Raw genomic sequence first — 25,263 nt, forward strand, 5'->3', positions numbered from 1 at the left:
GCTTCAAAGTATAGATTTTAATTGTGTTTACTTTGTGGGAAAAATGTGTTTTATTTGTTAAAACTTTTCACGGCCATCACAATTACAAACCATGCAACCTCAAGAAGAACGATCATTCCACCTGGTTTCAGTCCCGCATAATAAGAAAGAAACAGACCAATAACCGTAGTACATACCGCCACAGCAATGGCACACACCAACGTGCCTTTATAACTTTTCGCCATCTGCATCCCGCATGCCACCGGAACCACCAGCATGGAAGAAACGATCAGCGTTCCTACCGTACGGGACGCAATGGAAACGGTCAGCGCCGTCAAAATGGTAAAAAGAAAATTAATATTCCGCACGGAAACGCCGGAAATCCTTGCCGCATTTTCATCAAATCCAATATAAAACAGTTCTCTGTAAAAAAACAGCACCGCTGCCAGAACCAGCACGCTGATCACAACTACCAATGCCAGCTCTCCTTCACTGATGGACACAATACTTCCAAATAAAAAGCTGTTCAGGCTTGCGCCGTTTTCCACAAAACCGGACAGCACACCTGCCAGTCCGATCCCGGCGGACATGACGATGGAAATTGCAACTTCAGAATACCGTGGGATTTTTTTACGGATCGCTTCAATTCCAAGGGCTGCCACAATACACATCACTACCGCACCGGCTACCGGATTCACTCCCAGGATCAGTCCCAGCACAACACCGGCCAGAGAAGAATGGGAAAGCGCATCTCCAATCATGGACATCCGTTTCAGAACAATGGTGATCCCGATACAGGGCGTGATCACAGCCAGAAGGATTCCAACGAGAAAAGCCCTCTGCATAAATCCATACTGTAAAATACTCATAACTCGTCAATCCTCCCCTCTTCCGCCTTGAAAAACCGGTTGGCTCCTTTAAACTCCTTGGAATTTCCGTGAGTGACCATAAGAATGGTCAGCCCCTGTTCCTCATTCCGCTTTTGCAGAACTTTTGCAAGTGCTTTCACGGAAACTGTATCCATACCTGTGGTGGGCTCATCCAGGATCAGGATCTTCGGATTTCCCACCAGTGCACGTGCCAGCATAACTCTCTGCTGCTGCCCGCCGGAAAGATCTCCGATCCTTCTTTTCCAGAACTCTTCCATTTCCATCTCCGCAAGTGCGGCTTTCAGACGTGGAATCTCTTTTTTCACCTGAAAACGTGCTTTCCATGAAGAGGAATACACGCCTGTCATCATGATTTCTTCTACCGTGGCCGGGAAATTCTGATTTCTGCTGATACTGTTCTGCGGAACATATCCCAGATCTCCCTTTCCAAATGTGGCAGAAATATCTTTTCCATTTACGGTAATGCTTCCTTCCTGGGCTTTCAGCTCACCCAGAAGAAGCTTCAGAAACGTACTTTTTCCACTTCCGTTTTCACCGGTAAGAATGACATAATCACCATCCTTTACTTCCAGGTTCACCTGCTCCAGCACTGGCGTTCCTGTGTAGTGAAACGAAAGATTTTCTATCAAAATTCCCATAATTTCTCCTTTTATCGCAACAGCAGTTCTACATTTCAGAACAGCCTTTGTTCTCAGCAACTGCTGCCTCACGGCTTCCGTTCAGTGCCTTCTGCAATGCCTCCAGATTCTTCCTCATCACAGAAAAATAATCCTCGCCGGCTTCTATATCTTCTTCACTCAATCCCTCAATAGGATTCAGCACAGCCGTCACAGCATCCACTTCCTTCGCCACAGTCTTCGCCACCTTTGGGCTTGCCAGTTCCTCGAAAAATATGGTATGGATGTCATATTTTTTCGCATACTCGATCACTTCCTGCATCTTGGCAGGATCAGGCTCTGAATCCGGTGTCAGGCCTTCAATCGCCAGCTGTGTCAGATCATAGGCATTGCACAGATATCCGAACGCCTCATGAGCCACGATGATATCCCGGCTCTTTGTATCTTTCAGGCCATCCCGGAATTCCTGGTCCAGCTCGTCAAATTCACCGGCATATTTCTCATAATTCGCTTCATAATAATCCTTATTCTCCGGATCCGCTTTTACAAAAGCATCCTTAATATTCGCCATCTCCTGTTTCGCCCGCATGGGATCCAGCCAGACATGGGGATCTTTTCCATTATCGCCATGAGCATGATCCTCACCTCCATCCAGAAGCTCCACACCATCCGATGCCTCAGACACCACCAGATCCTGATTTTCCAGAGTGTCCAGCACATCTTCCGCCCAGTGTTCCAGGTCCGCGCCATTGTAGACAAAAACATCCGCATCCTCAAGATTCCGGATATCCGTCGCCGCAGGTTCCCAGTCATGAGGCTCCGTTCCCGCAGGAACCATATCCTTCACCTGGATCTTATCGCCGCCCACCTTCCGGGCAAAATCATACATGGGATAAAAGCTGGCCATCACTTTCAGCCGGCCATCATCCACAAACGGCTGCCCCACTGTTCCGGCCCTGTGCAATCCATAACCGGTCACACCTCCGACCACAAGGAGCGTTGCCGCCAGAACCGCTGCCGCAGCCATCTTCCCTCTGTTAAAATTCATTTCTTCCTCCTGCACTCATCACAATATCCATAAAAGATCGTCCGGCTCTGATCAATCTCAAACCCGTGCTCATCCAGCACATGTCCCACAAAATGGTCAATGCATCCACACTGCAGAGGAATCGTATGCCCACATTCCAGGCACACAAGCTTACCATAATTCTTCCGTTCCTCATCCCGGATAAACCGATATTGTGCCGGTGCTCCCTCCACAGACGGAACTTTCAGCACAGCCCCTTCTTTCTGCAGACGCTCCAGACCTCTGTACACCGTTGTCCTTCCGATCCGGATCTCTTTTCCACGAAGGATCTCCATAAACTGGTCAATCGTATAAAACGTATCTCCATATTCCTGCAGACACTCCAGGATCAGCTTCTGCTGCCTGGTACTGTATTTCATTTTTTCTTCCATATAGTTCACTCTCTTCCGTCAACTGCACCTTCCATAACAAATTTTTTCATCGTCTGTATTTTCATACACAGCTTTATGGCCGGTCAGTCATCCATACGTCAAGCGGATATTCGCAATCCGCTTCGCTACTTGCTTGATTTGGTTAAATCAATATGAATTTGAAAACCGTTTTCATATTACATTTAAAAAAGAATTCCGTCAAGGTCTTTTTTCGTATCATATGTTACCGATTTTTCCACCGGCACATGCTATCCTTTCTCCATCACCTGAAAGCATACCAGATATCCAGATCTGTGTTCCATATCAGAGATACATTCCCCTCTGACTCCAGAGTTTCCGTCTGACACAGAGATTCACATCTGAGAACACTGCGATGCAGCCTTTTCCAATGACTTCAGGGATAAAAAATCCAAAATAAACCACACTAAAAAAAGCAGGTCTTTATTTTCAAAGGCCCACCCACTTACCACAGGAGGTATACTTTATGGAACCAAAAATGTTTTGTTATCAGTGTCAGGAAACCGCCGGATGTTCCGGCTGCACCATCTCCGGTGTCTGCGGCAAAAAGCCTGACGTAGCTGCCATGCAGGATCTTCTCGTTTACGTAACAAAGGGACTTTCCGCCATCACCACCGCACTTCGGGGCGAAGGCCGGGAAATCCCTTCCTATATCAATCATATGGTGATCCGGAATCTTTTCACCACCATCACAAACGCAAATTTCGACAAAGATTCCATCGTTGCAAAGATCAGCGAAACCCTTTCGGCCAAAGAACAGCTTCTCTCTCAGCTTTCTGACAGAAAAAGCCTTCCCGCTGCCGCACTCTGGCACCCGGAAAGCCCTGCGGATTACGAGTCCATGGGATATGTCACCAACATTCTGTCTACAAAGAATGAGGATATCCGAAGCCTCCGCGAGCTGATCACCTACGGCCTGAAAGGACTCTGCGCCTACACCAGCCATGCAAACGCACTTCTCCGTGAAGATCCGGAACTGGATGCTTTTATCCAGAGCACCCTGGCAAAAACTCTGGACGACAGTCTCACAGCAGAGGAACTGACCGCTCTCACTCTGGAAACCGGAAAATTCGGTGTCCGTGGAATGGCCCTTCTCGACCAGGCAAACACCGAAACTTTCGGAAATCCGGAAATTACAAAAGTAAATATCGGCACAGGCAAAAATCCCGGAATCCTGGTTTCCGGCCACGACCTTCACGATCTGGAAATGCTGCTTGAACAGACAAAAGGAACCGGCGTTGACGTTTACACCCACTCTGAGATGCTTCCGGCCCACTACTATCCGGCGTTCAAAAAATATCCGAACTTTGCAGGAAACTATGGAAACGCCTGGTGGAAACAGAAAGAAGAATTCGAAAGCTTTAACGGTCCCATCCTCATGACCACCAACTGCATCGTTCCGCCAAAGGACAGCTACAAAGACCGGATCTACACCACAGGTGCTACCGGTTATCCAGGCTGCACCCACATCACACCCGGGCCTGACGGCAAAAAAGATTTCTCACAAATCATCAGCCACGCCAAACGCTGTGCAGCTCCAACCGAAATCGAGCATGGTGAAATTGTCGGTGGTTTTGCCCATGATCAGGTGATCGCCCTGGCAGATCAGATCGTAGATGCCGTAAAATCCGGTGCCATCCGTAAATTCGTAGTCATGGCAGGCTGTGACGGCCGGGCAAAATCCCGAAGCTACTACACCGATTTTGCCCAGGCGCTCCCAAAAGACACCGTGATCCTCACCGCAGGCTGTGCAAAATACCGCTACAATAAACTGAATCTGGGAGATATCAACGGCATCCCACGAGTTCTGGATGCAGGCCAGTGCAACGATTCCTATTCCCTTGCAGTGATCGCCATGAAACTTCAGGAAGTTTTTGGCCTTGAGGATATCAATGAGCTTCCGATCATCTACAACATTGCCTGGTATGAGCAGAAAGCCGTGATCGTTCTCCTGGCGCTGCTTTCCCTCGGGGTAAAAAATATTCACCTTGGACCAACACTTCCGGCCTTCCTTTCTCCAAATGTAACCAAAATTCTGGTTAACAATTTTGGTATTGCAGGAATTAGCAGCGTGGAAGAAGATATGGAACTGTTTTTCGGAAAATAATCCCCGATATAAACTGATCATCTGCAATGCTCTTACACCAGTCATTTCTGAACGCAGGTCCCGCACAGGATCTGCGTTCAATTTTTTTGGTATGTTCTCATAAAAACACTTTATCTCCGCCTTCTTTTATGATAAAATATAACCAAGACTTAACCAATAGAAAGAAGGTAGACCTCTATGAAATCACAGCGACTGGACATGATCGAAGAATATGTGCTGGAGCATAAGAACGCTTCTCTCGATACATTATGTGAGAAATTTAACGTATCCAAAAACACCATCAGAAGAGATGTCGACATCCTTCTGAAACGCGGCAGTATCATGAAAGTATACGGTGGTGTCGCAGCACTTGAAACTCCACAGACTCTCCCCCTTCTGTCTTACGAAGAGCGTGGCGGACGTTTTCCTGAAGAAAAGAAAGAAATCTGCCGCCGTGCCGCAGAACTTGTGGCAGAAGACGACACCATCTATATCGATACCGGTACAACCTGTCTGAATCTGGTTGATTTTATTGCGGATAAGCACTGCACGATCCTTACCAACAGCCTGCTTATCTTCAACAAGGCAGCATCCTATCCGAACCTGGATATCATTTCCGTTCCCGGAAGACTGAACCGCAAGACCCTGTCTTTCACAGGTCCTGATATCAACGATTATCTGCAGACTTACAACATTTCCATGGCTTTTATGGCCTGCACAGGCGTAACGATGAAGAGCGGACTCACCAACGCCAGTGCCGAAGAATACATCACAAAGAAAGCCATTGCAGAGAACGCCAACAGCATGATCCTTCTTGCTGACCATTCCAAGTTCGGCCGGATCTCACTTATGACCTATTCTCCAATGGAAAAACTGGACGCCATCGTAACCGACCAGGCACTTCCGGAAGAATACGATAATTTCTGCCAGGAACACGGCATCCGTGTTATGACGATCGACTGATCTTTTCATCATGAGCCGCATACCGTAAGATACGCCAGTCCGGTAGCATACGCACAAAACATACGCACCAAAAAAGTGTATCGGTGACATCCTTTATTTCTGTCACCGATACACTTTTTTATGATCCGCCGCAAAACCATTCAGATATTCAGCCAGGCAAAAACAGTGCACCTGCCAGGAGTTCAGCAGATGCACCGTTTTTGAATATGCTCATCTCATTAGAGGATTTTATCTGAGAGGCAGACTTTACATGGTCTGCCTTACAGTGTCATGGATTTATTTTCGAAGCTTTCTTATGCCTCAGTACTTCCTTCCCATGTGCCGACTTTTCTCTTTCCGGCAGCTTCATCGAACCAGTGTGTTGTAACTGTTTTTGCTCTTGTGAAGAAACGATATCCGTCTTTTCCGAGAACATGCAGATCACCGAAGAAGGAATCTTTATTTCCGGAGAATGGGAAGTATGCGGTCGGAACCGGGATACCTACATTGATTCCTACCATACCGCCGTCTGTCTCCATAGCGAATTTACGGCTGTAATATCCGCTCTGTGTAAAGATACAGGAACCGTTTGCAAATGGGTTGGCATTCATGATCGCAATACCTTCCTCATAATCTTTTACTCGTTTGATGCAGGTTACCGGTCCGAAGATCTCGCGGTTTCCTACTGTCATCTCAGGTGTTACATGATCAAGGATTGTCGGTCCTACGAAGAATCCGTTCTCATATCCCGGAACTACTACATTACGTCCGTCAAGTACAAGCTCTGCGCCCTCATCGATACCTTTCTGGATCCAGTTGCAGATCTTCTCCTTATGGCCTGCATTTACTACAGGACCGAGATCTGTAGCTTCATCATATGCACATCCAAGTTTCATGGCTTCTGCTTTTTTCTTAAGGAGGGAAACAAACTCATCTGCAATACTCTCCTGCACGCATACAACCGGAAGAGCCATACATCTCATACCGGCGCATCCATATGTGGAGTTGATGATCGCATTAACAGTAGCCTCAAGGTTGCAGTCCTCAAGTACAAGTGCATGGTTCTTTGCCTCACACTGTGCCTGAACACGTTTGCCATGAGCTGCTGCTTTGGAATATACCTGTTTACCAACACCTGTTGTACCTACAAATGTAACAGCCTTTACTCTCTCATCTGTAAGAAGGATATCAGCCTCTACACGGCTGCATGTTACAAGGTTTACAACACCTTTCGGGAATCCACCCTCTGTATAGAACAGCTCCATGATTCTCATAGCTGTCAGCGGTGTCTGAGAGCTTGCTTTCAGTACTACTGTATTTCCACATGCGATGGAAAGCGGAACCATCCAGCCCCATGGGATCATTGCAGGGAAGTTCATCGGAACAATACCAGCAGTTACTCCAAGTGGTTTACGATATGTAGCTGTGTCATATCCTGTAGTTACCTGCATTGCAGCATCGCCCTGGATCATTGTCGGAAGTGCACATGCCTCTTCTGTAGGCTCGATCGCTTTCTGAACATCTCCTCTTGCCTCTTTGATGTTCTTTCCAAGCTCTTTTGCGCAAAGTACGGAAAGTTCTTCTTTATGAGCATAAAGAACGTCTCTCCATCTGAACATATACTGCTGTCTCTTTGCAAGAGAAAGTGAGGACCATTCCGGGAATGCAGCCTGCGCGGAAGCGATCGCCTCTTCTACCTCATCCGGTGTACAACAAGGAACCTGCGCGATCACCTCACCTGTACTGGAATCTGTAACATCCATGTATTTCTCTGCTTTTGACTCTTTCCACTCACCGTTTACACAGTAACCCATTTTCTTGATCTCAGCCATTTTCAAGATACCCCTTTCGTGTTTATCTTTTTATTTTTTCAATTTCTGTCGTTCTCGTTTTGTTCTGGTCACAGATTATCATTTCTTTTTACTTTTGTCAATATAGTATGGTTATATTTTGAGTATATTTTTAAAATTATGTGTTAATTTATTCACATTTTATGGCATTTCAGATATGATGTGTAAGCTCTTGTAATTAGCGTATTTATGGTATAAATCCATGTTCCATCTTTCCATCTTCTTATTCAATATTAATGCAAAAGATACTCATTTTTGTTATTTCCGTAACATGCACCCTGAACACTGCCTGAAACAGCATCCGAAAAACGCACCGTAAATCTGCTGAAATGACCCCTAAAAGTACCAAAAAGCCGTAAAATTCCAGATATATTTCAGTAAGCAAAAAACACATTTGTCCGTGTATTACGTACACGCTTCTTTTTTGCCCAATCGTCGCATGTCAAGCGGATATTCGCAATCCGCTTCGCTACGCAGCTCTACACCAAATAACTGCTCCGCAGTTTATCAGGACTTGCTTGCACTCCTCCTGATACAAGCAAGTCCCCACCCACAAAACAAAAAAAGACATGCGATAACATATTCTCCATACATTACCTCATGTCTTATTATCATTATAATTTTCTGCGTATTCCGATCACCCGAATATCGTCTGCACCAGTACCATATAAAGCACCGTACCGCCGCCTATACTGAGCAGAGTGCTTTTTTTCCATTTATGCAGTGCCACGATAAACAAAATGGCAATCAGTTCCGGTATCCCATAATGGCCGCTTCCCGGAACATCTTTCAGGCAGTACACCACCAGCAGTCCGATCACTGCATACGGCAGCACTGTCCCCAGATATGTGATCACAGCCGGTGGTTCTTTTCCCTCCGGAAAAATAAGGAAGGGCAGAAAACGTGTTGTCATCGTTCCCAGCACCACTACTGCAACGGTAATAATCTGCTGTGTTATTGTCATCGTCATTTTTTTCTTCCTCCTGCCCTGGCTACGCCCGGATCTTTACATTCGAATTCTTCTCTATGATGGAGATTCTTCTGATCCCTGTATCCTCTCTTTTTGCTGTCTCGCATGATATCGTTTCATTCCCAGGAAACATAAGATAATCGATGCCATAGCCGGAAGAATAAAATTCCCGCTTCCAAAAATCACCAGGCAGATCACTGAGCATCCAACTCCGATCAGCGCCGGTTTGTGATTCTCTGCCTCTTCCCACTGATTGATAAACATTACCACAAACAATGCTGTCATAACAAAATCAATACCTTTTGTATTGAAATGGATCACATATCCCAGAAGTGCTCCTGCTGTAGCTCCTGTCACCCAGTAAAACTGATTCAGCGCATTTACAAAGAACATAAACCATCCTCTGTCCACATCTTCCGGAGGATCTACGGTACAGTTGACTGTAAATGACTCGTCACACATTCCAAAAATAAGATAAAACTTCTTCCATCCTGTATTCTTATATTTCTCCAGCATGGAAATTCCGTAAAACAGATGTCTTGCATTTACCATCAGTGTCAGAAAGAACGCATACACCGGATTAAATGCTGACAAAAGCAGATTTGCCGTAACAAATTCCATGGACCCCGCATAGATAAAAAAGCTCATACATAATGGATATACAAAGGAAAATCCCTTGCTTCGCATCATAAAACCATAAGACATTCCCAGAAAAAGGAACCCCACACAGATAGGCAAAGTATACGGAAAGGCTGCCTTAAATGCTTTTTTCTTCATATCTCAGATATTTCCTTTCAGCAATTTCCACGTTATACTTTACTTTTTCCTACTGAAGCTGTCAAGAATATCTGAAAACATTTTTTTTGCAAATGTTTTCACCCTGATCACTTCGGTAAAAGCCGTGAAATTTTAATCCAGCGGATAAAAATATCCTCTTCACTACATAGCTCTACGCCTTCCACAATTCACGGTTCTCATCCAGTGTAACCAGATCTCCCTCATTGATATCTCTTTCATATAAGAGCTCGTCATCATGTCTCAGACTCATTTCACATCCGTCTTCTCTCTCCAGCAGAACAACGGACATAAGTTTTTCCCCTGGCTGGCGTTCTTCGCAGCCAAAATCGATGTCTTCTTCGATTTTCAGCACTTTATACTGCATGCTTTATACTTCCCTCCAGATTTCCTCTACTGCTTTTTCGTATACTTTTAATGTACGCCACCCAAACAATACAAACCGGACAACCTCAATCTTTCCGGGATGTGTTTCACAGAATTCCTTTACTGTCTGCACAGCAATACACGCTGCTTTTTCCAGCGGATAATGATAAACCCCTGTGGAAATGGATGGAAAAGCAATGCTTCTGATTCCGTGCTCCACTGCTACCTGGAGTGAATTATAATACGCATTTTTTAACGCCTCTGCTTCTCCCCGAAGACCGCCCCACCAGATTGGCCCTACTGTATGGATCACATACTTGCATGGCAAATCATAAGCCCCTGTGATCTTCGCTTCGCCTGTTTCACACCCATGTAAAGTACGACACTCTTCCAGTAATCCAGGACCTGCTGCCCGGTGAATCGCGCCATCTACACCGCCTCCGCCAAGCAGACTGTTATTTGCCGCATTAACAATAGCTTCCACATCTGTAACCTTTGTGATATCCCCCATTACTGTCTGGATCATAGTTTCCATTTCGCTTCCTCCTTCCGAAATCTGCCGCAAAACAAATATTTCACTATGCTCACTACATGCTCATGAATACAATAGAATTCATCTGTGATCTGCATCCTTACGTTTATATTTTATAATTCCTCCAGCAGCACATCACTGACTGCCTCATAGGCATCCTCCAGCGCATCCAGTGCTTCTGTCAGCGTATCCATTTTTCGACTGTCTGCATTGTCTTCTTCATATGCCTCGATCACCTCAGCCATAACATCTTTCAGTTCCTGCAGTGAATTCGCAATATCCTGCAGTTTCTGATCCTTATCTTCTTTTGATGTGATATTTACAATTTTACTCATGGGTATTCCTCTCTTTCGATTTTATTTATTTTTGCTTTCTGCAAAATGTCCGGTAATCTTTTATTTCCAGTTTTTCCAGATATCCGGTTCATAGCCGACTGTTGCCTGTTTGCCGTTTCTGACAATCGGAAGCTTCAGAACTTTCTGATTTTCCAGGATTTTCTCTGCACGGTCTTCCTCCGCAATATATTTGATCAGAGCCAGAAGATCCCTGTCTTTACATTTCTCATCGATCAGCTTCTCATATCCGCCCACTGCCTGACACACCGAGGTAAATTCTCCTTTGCTCAGGCCTTTTTCTTTCATATCGACAAACTGATATTTGATTCCGCGCTCCTTGAAATAACGCTCTGCTTTCTTACTGTCAAAGTTCTTTTTTGTTCCAAAAATCTGTATATTCATGTTACCTCCCATTCTGCAAAGATATATGATTTTTACTCCGCAGTCACTACCTGCATTATACCACATCTATATATAAACCGGACATTCTTATTCCGTTTTGCAGCTCACTCATAGCCACAATCGTTCCTGTTCACTTCACACTTTTCTCGAAAAAAAAAGCCCGGATTTCTCCGGACTTCTTCGTATGTTTCACGTGAAACATTATATTTTTCCAGGTATCTCATCGACTTGCAAGCAGCCGCAGCATACACTCTTTTAATTTATTCTCATCAATCGGCTTTGTAATATGAGCATCCATTCCCGCTTCCGATGATCGGACAATATCTTCCGCAAAAGCATTGGCAGTCAGCGCAATGATCGGGATCTTTGCAGCATCTGGCCGTTTCATATTTCGGATGATACGGCTTGCTTCATATCCATCCATAACCGGCATCATGATATCCATAAGAATCATAGCATACTCTCCCGGCCTGGATTCTTCGAATGCTTTTACTGCCAGTTCCCCGTTTTCTACAAGATTCACATTTATTCCCATATCTTCCAGAATAAACTTAAGGATTTCAGAATTAAGGCTGTTATCTTCTGCTGCAAGTACACGGATTCCTCTCAGAGTCACTATCCTGTCTGGAATATTTTCTGCCCTTTCATTGATTGCCTTATCAATTGGAAATGTCAGATCCCAGGAAAATTTTGTGCCTATATCCAGCTCACTTTCTACGCGGATCTCTCCACCCATTTCCTCAATGATCCGTTTTACAATCGAAAGCCCCAGACCAGTACCTTTAAATTCTCTTCTGATCGCCTCTACAAGTTCTGCACAGGTAAGCAGATGCTGCGGCATTGTCACAGACAGCGCTACCAGATCCGGCTTATCTGAACGGATTGCTTCCAGCATGGCATCCTCCGGCACTGCTGCCCCAAGAAAAATCCCATCCCAGCCATCATTCTCAAAAAGATCCGCAACCATTCTTGCTCCGATCTCGTGAAGTTCTGTCCCCGGACAGGCGCAGAGGATCGTTTTGTTTTTTCTTTCCTATGAAAAAATAGCCGGATACATCTGTGCCATAGCCATCTGTGTTACAGACGTACAATAATGTTCTTCATCTACGCTGATTCTTGCTGTATGCCACAATTCCCCCACTCGCCTCATACTCTCGGCCAGGATCTCTACGTAGATCGTAGTTGCAGGTATTCCTCTTTCTGTAAATTTCTGAACAAGCTGAAGCGCCCGGCGCATATCTTTACTGAAAAGAGCCTCCATATATTCCTGTATGTCGCTTTCATAGGCTGATTTCGTCGGAGCGTAATCAATCCCTTTTTTCTCCGCTTCCTCGCGGTTATCTGCCGGAACCTGTGCCCGGATACTGTTCTGCGCACATTCGATCAGATGCTGGAGGTTTGATATTTTGTCCTGGCTGACTGTCTGCTCCAAGGCTTTTTTTATGTAGTTCAGATGTTTTATGACATATTCCATACTCTGGATACGTGTTCTGTCCTTAAGTACCGATGCCATCAGCTGGTACAGCCACACTGCATAATCTTCTATGATCTTCTCGTCTTTCAGCACATATGCCGTGTACAGGAAATCCACATTATACCGGGTATCTCTGTAGACGATCTTTTTTATACGTTTTGTAAGTTTTGCAAAATATTCCGGATTGTCTTCCATTTCATACTGGTTGGCTGTATCCACCAGATTGTCAAATTCAGCTTCGTAATCCATCCATAATAAACTCATCCGTTTGCCCCCTGGTAATTATTTGATTTTTTCAGACGCCAGAGTTCTTTTTCCAGAAGCTCCAGGTCGATCGGCTTCGAAACATGTGTATCCATTCCTGCTTTCAGGCTTCGATTCACATCTTCCGAGAATGCATTTGCCGTCATCGCTATGATCGGAATCGTTTTTCCAAAAGGTCTCCTGCTGGTGCGGATCCTTCTGGACGCTTCATAACCATTCGTTACCGGCATCTGCACATCCATCAGAACTGCATCATACTGATCTGGTTCTGACTCCTCAAAAGCCTCCACAACCTGTTTGCCATTGGAGCAGATCACACAGGACGCTCCCTTCAGATCCAACATGGACCTCAGGATTTCCGCATTCAGATCATTATCTTCCGCACAGAGAAAATGCATGCCATTGAGGATCGAACCTTTTGTTTCTTCCATACTGTCTTCCGCTTCGTTCCCGGCTGCCTTTTCCTATGGTGCTATAGACCTCTATGGTTCCCCTCATGGAATCTACAATACTCTTCGTGATCGCCATTCCAAGACCGGTCCCCTGAATCTCCCTTTCCAGCATTTCAGCTCGTGCAAAAGGCTCAAAAATATGCTGCAAAAACTCTTCTGTCATTCCTATTCCGGTATCTTCCACTGTAAATCTGTATTTCGCATATTTTTTATCACTGGATAATTCTTCTACACGCAGGCTGATCTCTCCGCCTTCCGGTGTATATTTCACAGCATTTGATAATAAATTCATCAATACCTGACGAATACGGATCGAATCTCCCAGCACATGCTCATGGCAGAAAGACTCCTCAGAAATCCTGAACTTCTTTCCACCGGACAGTACATTCGGGCGAATGATCGCGGCAATCTGTTCCGCCACTTTTCTGAGATTCATAGACTCTTTTTTTAATTCTATGGAACCACTCTCAATCTTGCTCAGATCCAGAATATCATTGATCAGTCCAAGCAGATACTCGCTGGAAGACTGTAACTTCTGAATGTAACTGTCCAGAGTTTCCGGATCATTCAGACTATACTGCATAAGTTTCGTTAATCCAACAATTGCATTCATCGGAGTCCGGATATCATGACTCATATTTGCCAGAAACTGCGTTTTTGACCGGCTCGCCTGTTCTGCAGCCTGTCTGGCTTCGGATATTTTCCGGTTTATCTTTTTATTTTCTTCCAGTGCCATTTCAAGATTTCTCTTACTTCGGATCAAAGCTCTCTGCGAATCGATCAGCTGATTATTCAGTTTCTGGATCTGAAAATATTCACTATGATAAAAGCCTTCCAGATGATTCTCCACCCATTCCACAAAATCCAGGTATTCATTATTAAATTCTACAAAATCCGCATCACTCCGGACATGAGAAAGGATGACCAGATTCCCCTCCTGAAAGCTCCGTACAAGAGTTGATAATGTCATCCCGTTTTCTCTGAATGTCAGAAACAGCGAATACTGCTTCTCATCGTTTTCTGTAAGCTCATCTGCATCCTGCACCACATCCGCCAGACAGTCACCCGGTTTCAAAGACAGCCCCGATACGTTTTGCTTTATTTTCACGATGTTCCATTCTTTATTGCATAGTAAAACCGCATATATCATAGCTATAATTCACTCCATAATCCCTCATAAAGCGGACATTCCATTCCGCTATGCTACATGCTCATAAACACAGTCACATCCCCTGTCCTGCAGTTTTGTGCAAATCCCCACTCACTGCTTATTGCTTTTCGCAATTGAAGCAGGGGACTTACTTGATTCGGTTAAAACAGGGGGTGCTTATGTGCATTTAATTATGTCATAGTGCATTTTCTGCCGTTTATACGGCAATTTATACCTTATTTACTATTTTAGTACGAAACCTCAAATATTACAACCGCTATAATACTTCTTCTGTTATAATAAAGCTATAATCAGGTGACTATCCCTCATACTTTGAACTCCCAGACGCAAGGAGGATATCCTATGAAAGAAAAAGCCTTTACCCTCGACAGAGGAAAACGATACCTTTTTTATATCCTGATGATCGCCATTTTGGGCTGGTTCCTTTTCATGCAGTTTTTTGGTGCAGATGAGCGTTCTCAGGAAATGTCTTCCGGTCCCGTTATTTATTCCGGTACCTTTATCTGGCAGAAATCTGACGGAACTTCCGAGAAAATTACTGTTCCCGGAAAATACAAAGTTCCTGCCGGTGAAACAATGGTCCTCATCTCACAGCTTCCGGACACTCTCCAGGAAACGGACATCGCCATCCGTTCTTCCCTGCAGGATGTAAACGTCTATATTAATAATGAACTCCGCACCAGTTACAGTACACGTGAAACCCGGCTGGCCGGCAAAAATTCTGCCAGCCGTTATATATTCTGTCCGGTTTCTTCCAGCGATGCCGGAAAACAGCTCCGCATTGAGCTGACTACATATACTTCCAATTATTCCGGGGTTGTAAATACCATTTACTGTGGAAATAAATCCGATATCTGGCTTTCCATTTTCGCTGAATATGGATTGTCCACCGGTATTGCCTTTTTTATTCTGTTTTCCGGGATTATTTCCATTCTGTTCAGCTTTGCCCTTGGAATGGTATACAAAAAAAGATTTGATATGGAATATCTGGGATGGTGTATGGTCATGGGTGCCATATGGATGCTTGGAGAATCAAAAATGCGTCAGCTCCTGGTTCCCAACGCTTCCGCCCTGGGATCTCTGTGTTTCGTTATGATCCTGTTAAGCCCGCTTCCGATCATCCTTTATGCGGACAGCATACAGAAAGAGCAGCACCACCGTTCTTACGCATGTCTCGGCTGGATCGCACTTGCCAATTTTGCAGCCTGTTCTGTTCTGGCTGTAACGAAAAAAGCAGATTATATGGAAACGCTTCCCGTTGGGCAGCTGCTCCTTGCATTTACACTTATCCTTATATTTATACATCTTTTTCAATATATACGGGCCGGGCAGAATAAGGCAGACCGTATTCTTCTGCTAGGTCTGCTTACCTCCATCATATGTACCTGCGTTGAAGGGATCTCCGTATATTTTGTAACATCCCTGTCCGGAATTTTTATGGGAATCGGAATGCTGATCCTGCTTTTTGTCAACATTATAAGAACCTTAAAAAATGTCCAGGATACAGAAATCCAGCGACATCAGATCGAACTTGAAAAAAGGCGAAAACAAACCGAAAAAATGTCTCTTCAGATGATGCAGACACTCTCCACAACCATTGAAGCCAAAGATGAGTACACCCGTGGACATTCTTACCGGGTTGCTGAATACGCCGCACTGATCGCCTCTGAACTGGGTTGGTCACCGGAAGAGATACAGGTACTGAAACATTCTGCACTTTTACATGATATCGGCAAGATCGGTATTCCGGATTCAATCCTGAATAAACCATCCCGGCTTACAGATGACGAATACAGCCTTATTAAGAAGCACCCTGTTATTGGTGCTGAGATCCTGAAAGACGTTACTCTTCTTCCCCATGTTCTCGAAGTTACCCGCGGCCATCACGAACGTTACGATGGCAATGGATATCCTGATGGACTTGCCGGAAAAGAGATTCCTGTTCACGCACGGATCGTTGCCATGGCTGACAGCTATGACGCTATGAGTTCCCGGCGTATTTACCGCAGTGCACTTTCCCGTGATGTCATTTACGAAGAGATCCGCAAAAACCGCGGTCTTCAGTTTGATCCTGAAATCACCGATATATTCCTGAAACTGATGGATGAAAACCGGCTGCCAAAATGGGATTCCGATTCAGAAGATACGGATTCCTACAATTTTCCTGATATGCAGCTTACCGTCAGCAAGTTCATCTCTGATGTAGTAACTACTATCAAGGCACAGGCCGATACCAAGAATTACGATTTTCTCACAGGGCTTCCCATGCGGAGCCTCGGTGAACGTCTCGCTGCGGAACTTATGCAGGAACATAATGGTTGCCTGATCTTCCTTGATATGGATAATCTCAAACGGATCAATGACATTTATGGCCACACCGCCGGAGACCGGGCACTGAAACTTCTGGGCAATATGCTCGCCAAGTACACAGGACATGGCATTGCCAGCCGTCTTGGCGGAGATGAATTTCTCATTTTCATGCCGGATGTTTCTCATGAAACAGTTGCAGAACAGATGCACAAACTTTTTCAGGAATTTCATTCCATTATCGAAAACGATGTGGAAATCCAGTGCGCAACACTTTCTGCCGGCCTTTGCATGTGCACCTGTGAGGACTCCTTCGAAAGCTGCTACCTAAAGGCAGATAAGACACTGTACTACGTAAAACAAAATGGTAAAAATCAGTTTTTCTTCTATCAGCAGATGGACCGCAGAGATCTTTCCAGCTCAAGCGTTGGAAAAGATCTGAAGCTGATCGCGAACTCTCTCCGTGAAAGTGGCAGCTACCGTGGTGCACTTGATCTGAATTACCGTGATTTTGCCCGCCATTATGAATACATGAGCCAGCTTGTCAACCGCAGTAACTGCCGCTGTTACCTCGTCATGGTTACCATGGAGACAGTCATTGATACCTTGCCTAACATCGAAGCCATTGAGCACGCTCTGAAATGCATGGAGCAGGCCATCTGTGAAAAAATCCGCCGCGTGGATATCTGTACCCGCTACAGTTCCATGCAATATCTGATCATATTGTTCGAGCCGATTGAAACACAGATTCCCAATATCATGGAAAGGATCTTCCTGCAATATTACCGCCAGTGCAGCGACCGCGATTTTCATCCGATTTATGAATATCTCTCCATGATCGACGAAAAACAGCCTTAATAACAAAATACCGGCAGATAAATGAGTTTTTTATGTACTCATTCACCTGCCGGTATTTTTATTTTCTTCTGTCTCTGCCTTCTACGCTATAATATTTTTCTTTTGCTTCATACATTCGAATGTCTGCTTCACCTCATTCAGAAGCCGCACCGGTTCAATCCCAACCTGGATCATACGGGTACCGGTTTCATCCCAGGTAATGGCATACATGATCTTTTTTCCCTCGGAGGTATTCGGCGTGACATCCTGACACATGGTAAGAGTTTTATCTTCCAGCATTGGTTTGAAATATTCCATCTGCTTCCGGATTCGCATTGATAATATAGGCCACTGCCTTGGCACGCACAATATAGTCCTCTTTCAGAGAAGCTATCATATCCTTCTCGTCTTGTTCATTCTTCTCAATCACGTTGACTACACGATCCAGCAATACCTCTGACATTTTCGATATATTCCTGTTATTGATCCAGTTCAGAATCGCCATCTGAATAACCAAAGCTACCAGAATAAGCCCCAGCGCAAGGAATACGATTTTATCCAATTGTCGTACTTTATCGTATTTTATTTTCTGCATTTCTGCTCCTGACTGCTGCTCTGCGTTGAATGCAGAGCAGCAAAAAAACATGCACTATAGTATCTACGTTGTTACTATAGTGCATGTTTACATTTCAATAGATGTTTTCAAAAAGATACATTCGCCTGTTTTTGAGGATTATTTCTGTTTTGTTACCGCAAATCCGATCAGATAGAACACTGCTGCCACTACCATGGCATTTACTGCCGCAATTCCTGCATGGATCAGGTTGGCAGCTACCGCACCCGCCACAACACCTGCCAGATTAAACCAGTTGGCTGTCTGCAGCGGTACATTTTTTTCTCTGTATTTGTCACGGCGAAGGAAGAAATCCAGGATCACTGTGATGCCGATGGGCGGCAGGGCACAGTTGAGGATATTCAGCCATCCTGTGAAGTTATAGTATAACCAGATCGCAAGTGCTGTACCGATCACACCGGAAATACAGGTAGCGATCTTCATTCTTGCATTGGTGATGTTCGAGATTGCAAGACCGCCGGTGTACAGTGCATTGTTGTTGGTTGTCCAGATATTGGCTCCCAGCACGATAATTGCCGGAATCGCAAGGCCCTGTGCAATCATAACATAAAAGATATCATCTTTTCCTGTAAACGCGCCGCCGATAGCTCCGAAACAGAACATCAGGGTATTTCCAAGGAAAAATGCGATCACGGTTGTCCATACGGCAACTTTATTATTCTTCGCAAAACGGATAAAATTCGGGGTTGCCGTACCACCGGAAATAAAAGACCCGATTACATATCCCACACCGGTAAATAAAGTAATTGATCCTGCAGACTGATTAAATACTGCCGCCAGGCCACCGCCGTCTGCTGCCGCTGTTACCATGGAATATACCCCCAAGATCACAATCAGCGGTACGGAAATCGTACTTACAATCTCCAGCGCTTTCATTCCTGTTGCTGCGGTAATGGTCATCAGAAGACCTGCCACGATCGTCAGAACCCATTTATTGATTCCCAGTAATTCTGCAGTTGGAATGGAAAACATGGCAACACCGACACCAAACCATCCGATCTGTGTGAGGCCAAGTACCAGTGAGGAAAGATAAGAACCTTTTTTTCCAAAAGCTCTTCTGCACAGAAGATCCATGCTCATTCCTGTATCAGAGCCGATATACGCGAGAATTCCGCAGTATGCGGACAGGATCACGCCACCAATGACGCAGGCTGCCGCAAACCCGTTCAGATCCAGTCCGTTTCCAAGTTTCGCGCCGACACTCATACTTGCGGAAAAGAAAGTAAATCCCAGCATTACAAAAAACATGCTGCGGAACCCTTTTCTCGCACTTTCCGGCACTGCTTCCATGGAATAATCGTCATCTGCCGCAGTTACCTGGGGTTTTGTTTTTTCGCTCATTTTTTCTCCTTCGTTTATCTTATACTGTTGTCAGTTACTCTCCGGAGTGTTTTCCCTTACACACTCCGCCCTTTCCCTTCTCCTTTCTTTTGTTTGCTGTGGAGATTATATCACAAATCATTTCTGTTCTGCAGTTTTTTCCGCAGATGTTTCCGTTTCCCGGTTTTTTCTGATTTCAACCTTTTTGATCTCTCCCAGGATCTCCAACCCTCTCACCAGAGATCTCGGTTCATTTCGTAAAAGCTCGTATTCTGTCACATAACCGCATTTTTTGTAGATATCCAGGATCGCGCACAGTTTTTTGTTTACCGCATGTACTTTATTCTTCCAGCCCCGGCTCTCGAACCGTACTTTTCCCCTGTCGCTGACAAACCGGATATCCTGCTCAAAATTTTCTCTGCGGATATCTGCCATGGGCAGGATTCCCTCATCTGCTTTCATGGCATAGTAGCGAATTCGCCGGCCGTCTGCATTGTTTCTGGAATTTCTCATGATCTCAAGACGCTGGATCAGGATCCTTTTCAGGAGTATCATCTCATCTGTACTTGAAAACTTTACATTCTCCAGAAGTTTTTTTCCTTCTTCACTGTTCTGAAATTCCTGATCCGGAAATATTGTTTTAAGGAGCGCTGCAGGATCAAGCAGTTCCCGGGACACGCTGATCATCTGCCCGATATCTTCTGCATATTTATAGACCGGGAGCTCTCTGCCTTCCAGAAACCAGTATGCTTTTCCGTTTTTTTCCACTGCTACAGGAAGCAGATAATCTGCCACAAAACCTTCCAGTGGCTTCCCTTTGTCATCTTTCAGCTCCCGCATCTGTACCTCTTCACTGTAGTCAATGGCGATGGTAGTATTCCGAAGTTTTTCCAGGGAATCCCGAAGCCTCTGCTCTCTTTTCTGTATCCTGCCTTTTGTGCTGTAAAAACGTACCTTCTCGTCTCCGGACATTACCCGGAGTAAATCTGTCAGCGCAAATTTGGAACAGTTTGCTCTGTACAGGGTGTAGACCGCATCATAAACAACCGCGTCATAGTAGGAAAATGTCACGCTCTCCATTTCTTCCGGAACGGTAATGCGGTATCTGCATGTCATATTTTTTCCGCGGCTGCCTACCTCGGCGATATTCAGTTCATTCGGTACAAATTTATTTTTATATAGTTCCTGAAATACTTTGCATATGTTCATGTAAATATTATCAGGTATTTTCATGGTTATTCTTTCCTCTCTTCTGTTGCGGTTCCCGGAATATTACAAAAGACTTCGAAATTCTTCCTCCAGACGTGCTCTCGGATCATCCGGATATTCCAGATTTGCATTTTGAGTTTGTGGGCGTTCTGCTTCCAGGGCTTGTGTTTCTGTATTTTTCAGTGAATCTGCATTGGCTTTTACATCCTGCAATGTTGTGTTTTCTGAAGCACTCCCGCTCTTTTTCGGTAAAGCATTTGCATTCTCCGTATTTTTCTTATCCGTTTTTGTTTCACGTGAAACATTTTGAGCTGATTTTTTCCCGAATGCTCCTTTTTCTGTGTAAAGGTCCTTCGCAGCATGGAAATCCACACTCACATTCGCCTTCATCCCGGATATACCATATCTCTGTTTCAGAAAAACAATCTCCTGCTCCCGGATCTCTTTCGACATTTCCTGTTCATAATTAAATTTAGGCTGTCGGATATTTCTTGGCTGAAGTCCCAGGATCACGCTTGCAGAGTACTCGATTCCTCCCGTCTCCTTAAAAGAATCCATTCTCAGAGATCTCTGTTCCTCCCGGTAAGACTCTCTGTTCAGGGAACTGATCACAAAAACCGCTAGGTCATACTTGTTGGAAAGGCCGCTGAGCTCATTGATATTTTCATCATTTTTCTGCCGCTCTGTAGCGTTTCTGTTTCCTGTGCAGGAAGAAAGGATCTGCAGGTAATCTACAAAAACCACCGGTTTTTCTTTCTTTTCGTTCATGAACATTTCCACATCCTGAACGATATCCCGGCCCGAAACAGAAAGCTTTTTACGCTCTTTTATGTACATCTTGTCAAAACTGCCGCTGATCTCTTTTCCCACCTTTTCTACCAGTTTCCAGTCTTTCTGTTTCCCTGTATTGTTTTCTTCTCTGAGAAACCAGTCCGCGGTCAGGGAGCTGTTCGGATACCGCATATGAATGGCACGGTTTAATATTTTTGCCTCCATACGGACAGATGGCATCTCCAGGGAGTAAAACAGTACCGGCGAACCGGCTGCCGCAATTTCTGAAGCGATCTGCAGCGCAAAGGTACTCTTTCCCATTCCTGGTCTTGCGCCGAGAAAAGTAAGTCCTGCATAAAGTCCGCCGCCAAGCATCTGATCCAGCTTTTTGATCCCGGTAGGATAATGCTTTACAGTTCTTCTTCCACTGGCCGGTTTAAACCGTTTCAGTCTCTCTGAAACAGAAATAAAATTTCCGGATGCCTGTTCACTCATACTTCTTCACCTCCCCGGCCATTTTGTCTTCAAGTCCCTGAGATAAACGTTTCATAGACTCTTCCATATTTTCCAGATCAATAAAAAACAGATGGATCACCAGTGTATGACCATAAATTTTTGTTTCAAAACGGTCCCTGATTCCTTCATACTGGTATGAATACTTTGCTTTCGGATAGAGAAGCCAGATCTCCTCTGCCTCATAACGGCTTGCATATGTAACCATCTGATAAATATCATTTCTGGCTTTTTTATTGAAGGCACTCCATCCTTCGTTTTTCATATCAGGAAGGCTTTTCCATTTTGTATCAAGGATAACAGTTCTGTTTCCTTCCCCTTTTTTCATTACAATATCCGGTCTCAGCTGAAAATCCCGTGGTTTTTCAAACAGATAATAATTTTTATCCTGGGAAGATACCTCCCAGTTTTCTCTGAAATATTTTTTTATCTGACATGCCACATAATTCTCAAAAACTTCGTCCATGGCAAATAATATGGATCTGCTCTTGATCCCATCTGAAAAATTGAGGAAGCTGTTTCCCTGTAAGATCACTTCTGTCCACTTCATGATCTTCTCATATTCTCTGGAATTCCGGTCGATCCTTATCTGTGCAAAATCCTGGCGGTAATCCACGGATTCCTGTATCCCGTCAAAAAACAGAAGAAGTTCTCTTGCATCCTGTTTATTCTTCCCATCTGTGGTAACTTTCTGCAGTTTCTTTAACGTAGTTTTTATCAGTCGGTTCTCTGTCCGGTTCTTTGTAAATTCCTCATACGTCACATAGAATCTCTCTTTATGTGCGATATTTCGACGGATATGGCCTGACACCTGGAGCTTTCCGCGAAAGCATCTGAGGTTATCCGTTTTTTCTTCATATGCAGAACGAAGTCCCCGTTTCACCAGCATCTGTGCCTCATCAAGATACATCCGGATATAAGCCTCAAACAGTTCCATATCCCCCATTCCAAGAGAAATCTGGTTCATCGCTTTTTCCGTTAACCTGTAGGTGCTCTTAAGCATCTCCAGATAGATCTGTTTCGTCCGATCCTCACTGCCGCCAAAATAAATCTTTGGCAGAATCTGAAGCCGCAGTCCGCTTTTCAGTTCCAGCTCTCCTACATACCCAAACTCCCCAGCCTACAAAGGAAACTGCACCATGCGCTACCTTCTTCCGGTTGATGCATTTGAAAAACTTCCCGTCACCAAATAAAACAAATCCCCTGCGCACTGCCTGTCGCAGCTCCGCAGGGGACTATTGCTTTTCATCTATTTTAATATATACTTCGTTCCTCGACCTCTTCCTTCAACTTTTACAGCACCTTTTTTTATCATACTTTTCAATATATCCGTTGTCTTTGATTTTCCAAAAGGGACATGTGATACAATTTCACTGATTGGCTTCAACATTGTTTTACTTAAGTTTTTATATATCAGTCTTTCGTCGTCTGTTAAATTTAAATCTTTTTCCAAAACTGGAAGTACTATTTTAATAGTGTTCTCTGAGATTTCAAAATCTGGTTTTTTCAGTCCCGTTTCATAAAGTTGTTTAATTCTTGTAATTCCCGTTCCAAATATCTCAACAAACCCTAATCTGTAAAACACATTTGCAAGAATTCTGTTTCTTAAAACAGACAATTTACCAGCTAAATATTCATCTTCTGTTATTCCAGATGGCAAACCTCCGGGAGAAACAATTTCTATTCTGTCATCAAACATCAAAACTCTGATTCTCGCTTCCACATCCCACGCTCTGTGGATCAAAGCATTTGCAATCGCTTCTCTGAATGCAGCCTCGGGTATTTTTTCCATTTTTTTTCTGTCAGTGCCTTCTATTATCTCATATTGATAATAATCTCTGAATACATCTATTGTCTTATCATATTCTTCCAAAACTGATACATTTTCAAAAGTTGCTCTCTTTTGAATAATGCTGATGTTTTCACCAAACTTCATGATATCAATTCCCGGAAATTGATTTTTATCTGCCAGAAGCCCCGCAGCGTTGTTATAACCATTATCATTATTATATAAATTCAAGGTTCTTAAAGTATCCTGATTAAATCTTTCGATATGAACACACTCTTCCAGCTTATGATTTAAAACTTCAAATGACAAATTCTGCTCTTTACATGGAAGTTCCTCAAAGCGTATATTTTTTCCTTCCAGAATAAGTCTTGATAATTCCAGTGCATCTACTTCTATCGTTGCTGTATCATTTCTCTTATATGCTTTTGACTTATACAAATATGGCTTATATGCACCACTTTTAACAGAAAGTATTATTGTATGATCTTTTTGTGCTTCAAGTGTATAATCCGGCTGAGGTGAAATGCTGTCATTGATCTTATTTTCAATATCCAGACATGCTTGTTTTACATCTGCCAGTCCCTTTACCTTCCCGCTGTCATCAATTCCAAAGAAAATCTTTCCCCCATTGTAATTTGAAAAGGCACTCACTGTTTTTAAAAAAGTATTTGTAATCGTTTCTTTAAACTCTATCGTTCTTGTTTCCTGCATACTCTTTCCATCCTTTCCATTTTTTTGTTATATTATTATATGCAAAAACGGTCAAAAAAACAATCGTATTTTTTTGCGATTGTTTTTTTGGCCGTTTTCGATTGATTTATCTGCACATAACCCTAAGAAAACATAAATCCAATAAAAAGCAGCCCACGATCCGCACAATCTGCGAACCATGGACCGCTGTCAGACGTCCCCGAGAGGATTTGAACCTCCGACCCCTCGCTTAGGAGAGCTCCAACCTATTGTCACTCTCTGTCAAGCTCTGTAAAGCTCTGAAAGTTAGCTGTTTGTTTGCTCCAGCTAATAATCGGGGAATGCCTTGATATTACCATCGACATCTGTTATATGACCACCATGCTTCGTACGTTCGATCATGGTAAACAGTATTCAATTAAACTTCCTATCGAAAGCACAAGATATTTTCTTGTCTATAAATAATATAACGCATACTTTGGATTATCAAGAATTGCATATACTGAGCTTCTGGTTGTTCCCAGCAGCTGTGCCATCTCCGGAACTTCTTTTTGTTTCATAATTGCTGTTGCCATTTATTCTTCACTTCCTG

24 protein-coding genes and 1 pseudogene are annotated in these 25,263 nt (G+C 44.0%); 3 read left to right on the forward strand and 22 right to left on the reverse strand.

What is annotated here, in order from left to right; translation table 11 throughout:
* Positions 1-50: 50 nt before the first annotated feature.
* The 4 genes from G5B12_RS09575 to G5B12_RS09590 are packed head-to-tail and all read right to left on the reverse strand — an operon-like array spanning position 51 to position 2,944.
* Positions 51-848, reverse strand: coding sequence for a metal ABC transporter permease (locus G5B12_RS09575; RefSeq protein ID WP_021977397.1), 798 nt, complete (start codon positions 846-848; stop codon positions 51-53).
* On the reverse strand, positions 845-1,507 hold the full coding sequence (locus tag G5B12_RS09580) for a metal ABC transporter ATP-binding protein (protein WP_174088112.1): 663 nt from the start codon (positions 1,505-1,507) through the stop codon (positions 845-847). The genes G5B12_RS09575 and G5B12_RS09580 overlap by 4 nt, the downstream gene beginning before the upstream one ends.
* A 28-nt stretch (positions 1,508-1,535) precedes the next feature.
* On the reverse strand, positions 1,536-2,534 hold the full coding sequence (locus G5B12_RS09585; RefSeq protein ID WP_118062250.1) for a metal ABC transporter substrate-binding protein: 999 nt from the start codon (positions 2,532-2,534) through the stop codon (positions 1,536-1,538).
* Positions 2,531-2,944: a Fur family transcriptional regulator gene (locus tag G5B12_RS09590; protein WP_021977106.1), complete on the reverse strand. Its 414-nt coding sequence runs from the start codon at positions 2,942-2,944 to the stop codon at positions 2,531-2,533. Before G5B12_RS09590 ends, G5B12_RS09585 begins: the two co-directional genes overlap by 4 nt.
* A 484-nt stretch (positions 2,945-3,428) precedes the next feature.
* On the opposite strand from G5B12_RS09590, the gene hcp reads away from it, so the two are divergent.
* The gene (hcp, locus tag G5B12_RS09595) at positions 3,429-5,069 is read left to right on the forward strand and encodes a hydroxylamine reductase (protein ID WP_118071518.1); all 1,641 of its coding nucleotides are present in this window, start codon (positions 3,429-3,431) and stop codon (positions 5,067-5,069) included.
* A gap of 177 nt (positions 5,070-5,246) precedes the next feature.
* Entirely contained in the window at positions 5,247-6,011 is a 765-nt protein-coding gene (locus G5B12_RS09600; protein WP_021977104.1) for a DeoR/GlpR family DNA-binding transcription regulator, read from the forward strand.
* A 293-nt stretch (positions 6,012-6,304) separates the two neighbouring features.
* On the opposite strand, the gene G5B12_RS09605 is transcribed toward G5B12_RS09600, so the two are convergent.
* The 11 genes from G5B12_RS09605 to G5B12_RS17515 all read right to left on the reverse strand — a co-directional run bounded on the left by G5B12_RS09605 (position 6,305) and on the right by G5B12_RS17515 (position 14,538).
* Positions 6,305-7,822, reverse strand: a complete 1,518-nt coding sequence (locus tag G5B12_RS09605) for a CoA-acylating methylmalonate-semialdehyde dehydrogenase (RefSeq protein WP_021977103.1) — start codon at positions 7,820-7,822, stop codon at positions 6,305-6,307.
* Between the two features lie 655 nt (positions 7,823-8,477).
* On the reverse strand, positions 8,478-8,804 hold the full coding sequence (locus G5B12_RS09610; protein ID WP_118062289.1) for a branched-chain amino acid transporter permease: 327 nt from the start codon (positions 8,802-8,804) through the stop codon (positions 8,478-8,480).
* A gap of 60 nt (positions 8,805-8,864) precedes the next feature.
* Positions 8,865-9,587: an AzlC family ABC transporter permease gene (locus tag G5B12_RS09615; RefSeq protein ID WP_021976583.1), complete on the reverse strand. Its 723-nt coding sequence runs from the start codon at positions 9,585-9,587 to the stop codon at positions 8,865-8,867.
* Between the two features lie 172 nt (positions 9,588-9,759).
* The gene (locus G5B12_RS09620) at positions 9,760-9,972 is read right to left on the reverse strand and encodes a hypothetical protein (RefSeq protein ID WP_021976584.1); all 213 of its coding nucleotides are present in this window, start codon (positions 9,970-9,972) and stop codon (positions 9,760-9,762) included.
* Between the two features lie 3 nt (positions 9,973-9,975).
* The gene (locus G5B12_RS09625; protein WP_334292218.1) at positions 9,976-10,497 is read right to left on the reverse strand and encodes an O-acetyl-ADP-ribose deacetylase; all 522 of its coding nucleotides are present in this window, start codon (positions 10,495-10,497) and stop codon (positions 9,976-9,978) included.
* Positions 10,498-10,616: 119 nt separating this feature from the next.
* On the reverse strand, positions 10,617-10,838 hold the full coding sequence (locus G5B12_RS09630; protein ID WP_021976586.1) for a hypothetical protein: 222 nt from the start codon (positions 10,836-10,838) through the stop codon (positions 10,617-10,619).
* A gap of 60 nt (positions 10,839-10,898) precedes the next feature.
* Positions 10,899-11,240 carry an arsenate reductase family protein gene (locus G5B12_RS09635; protein ID WP_021976587.1) on the reverse strand — a complete coding sequence of 114 codons (342 nt, stop codon included), beginning with the start codon at positions 11,238-11,240 and terminating at the stop codon, positions 10,899-10,901.
* Positions 11,241-11,460: 220 nt separating this feature from the next.
* Positions 11,461-12,255, reverse strand: a complete 795-nt coding sequence (locus tag G5B12_RS18060) for a response regulator (RefSeq protein ID WP_330597680.1) — start codon at positions 12,253-12,255, stop codon at positions 11,461-11,463.
* 18 nt (positions 12,256-12,273) lie between these two features.
* On the reverse strand, positions 12,274-12,978 hold the full coding sequence (locus tag G5B12_RS09645; RefSeq protein ID WP_174088114.1) for a cobalamin B12-binding domain-containing protein: 705 nt from the start codon (positions 12,976-12,978) through the stop codon (positions 12,274-12,276).
* The gene (locus tag G5B12_RS09650) at positions 12,975-13,409 is read right to left on the reverse strand and encodes a response regulator (RefSeq protein ID WP_174088115.1); all 435 of its coding nucleotides are present in this window, start codon (positions 13,407-13,409) and stop codon (positions 12,975-12,977) included. The genes G5B12_RS09645 and G5B12_RS09650 overlap by 4 nt, the downstream gene beginning before the upstream one ends.
* Positions 13,351-14,538, reverse strand: a complete 1,188-nt coding sequence (locus G5B12_RS17515) for a sensor histidine kinase (protein WP_174088116.1) — start codon at positions 14,536-14,538, stop codon at positions 13,351-13,353. The genes G5B12_RS09650 and G5B12_RS17515 overlap by 59 nt, the downstream gene beginning before the upstream one ends.
* A gap of 405 nt (positions 14,539-14,943) precedes the next feature.
* On the opposite strand from G5B12_RS17515, the gene G5B12_RS09660 reads away from it, so the two are divergent.
* On the forward strand, positions 14,944-17,766 hold the full coding sequence (locus G5B12_RS09660; RefSeq protein WP_174088117.1) for an HD domain-containing phosphohydrolase: 2,823 nt from the start codon (positions 14,944-14,946) through the stop codon (positions 17,764-17,766).
* A gap of 81 nt (positions 17,767-17,847) precedes the next feature.
* Here the strand turns inward: G5B12_RS09660 and G5B12_RS09665 are convergent, their stop codons facing one another.
* The 7 genes and pseudogenes from G5B12_RS09665 to G5B12_RS09695 all read right to left on the reverse strand — a co-directional run bounded on the left by G5B12_RS09665 (position 17,848) and on the right by G5B12_RS09695 (position 24,692).
* A complete protein-coding gene (locus G5B12_RS09665; RefSeq protein ID WP_174088118.1) occupies positions 17,848-18,045 on the reverse strand; it encodes a hypothetical protein in 198 nt (65 codons plus the stop codon).
* Positions 18,032-18,340 (reverse strand): hypothetical protein, encoded by a 309-nt coding sequence (locus tag G5B12_RS09670; protein ID WP_174088119.1) that lies wholly within the window; start codon positions 18,338-18,340, stop codon positions 18,032-18,034. Before G5B12_RS09670 ends, G5B12_RS09665 begins: the two co-directional genes overlap by 14 nt.
* 138 nt (positions 18,341-18,478) lie before the next feature.
* Positions 18,479-19,720: a cytosine permease gene (gene codB, locus G5B12_RS09675; protein ID WP_174088120.1), complete on the reverse strand. Its 1,242-nt coding sequence runs from the start codon at positions 19,718-19,720 to the stop codon at positions 18,479-18,481.
* Positions 19,721-19,837: 117 nt separating this feature from the next.
* Positions 19,838-20,932, reverse strand: a complete 1,095-nt coding sequence (locus G5B12_RS09680) for a hypothetical protein (protein WP_174088121.1) — start codon at positions 20,930-20,932, stop codon at positions 19,838-19,840.
* 39 nt (positions 20,933-20,971) lie between these two features.
* Positions 20,972-22,174 (reverse strand): DnaB-like helicase C-terminal domain-containing protein, encoded by a 1,203-nt coding sequence (locus tag G5B12_RS09685; RefSeq protein WP_118168515.1) that lies wholly within the window; start codon positions 22,172-22,174, stop codon positions 20,972-20,974.
* Positions 22,167-23,288: pseudogene (locus G5B12_RS09690) on the reverse strand (McrC family protein); the annotation flags it as partial. The pseudogene G5B12_RS09690 and the gene G5B12_RS09685, both read right to left, overlap by 8 nt.
* A 153-nt stretch (positions 23,289-23,441) precedes the next feature.
* On the reverse strand, positions 23,442-24,692 hold the full coding sequence (locus tag G5B12_RS09695) for an ATP-binding protein (RefSeq protein WP_118168520.1): 1,251 nt from the start codon (positions 24,690-24,692) through the stop codon (positions 23,442-23,444).
* Positions 24,693-25,263 lie beyond the last annotated feature (571 nt).

Source organism: Blautia sp. MSK.20.85, from assembly GCF_013317245.1.
Lineage (GTDB): Bacteria > Bacillota > Clostridia > Lachnospirales > Lachnospiraceae > Blautia_A.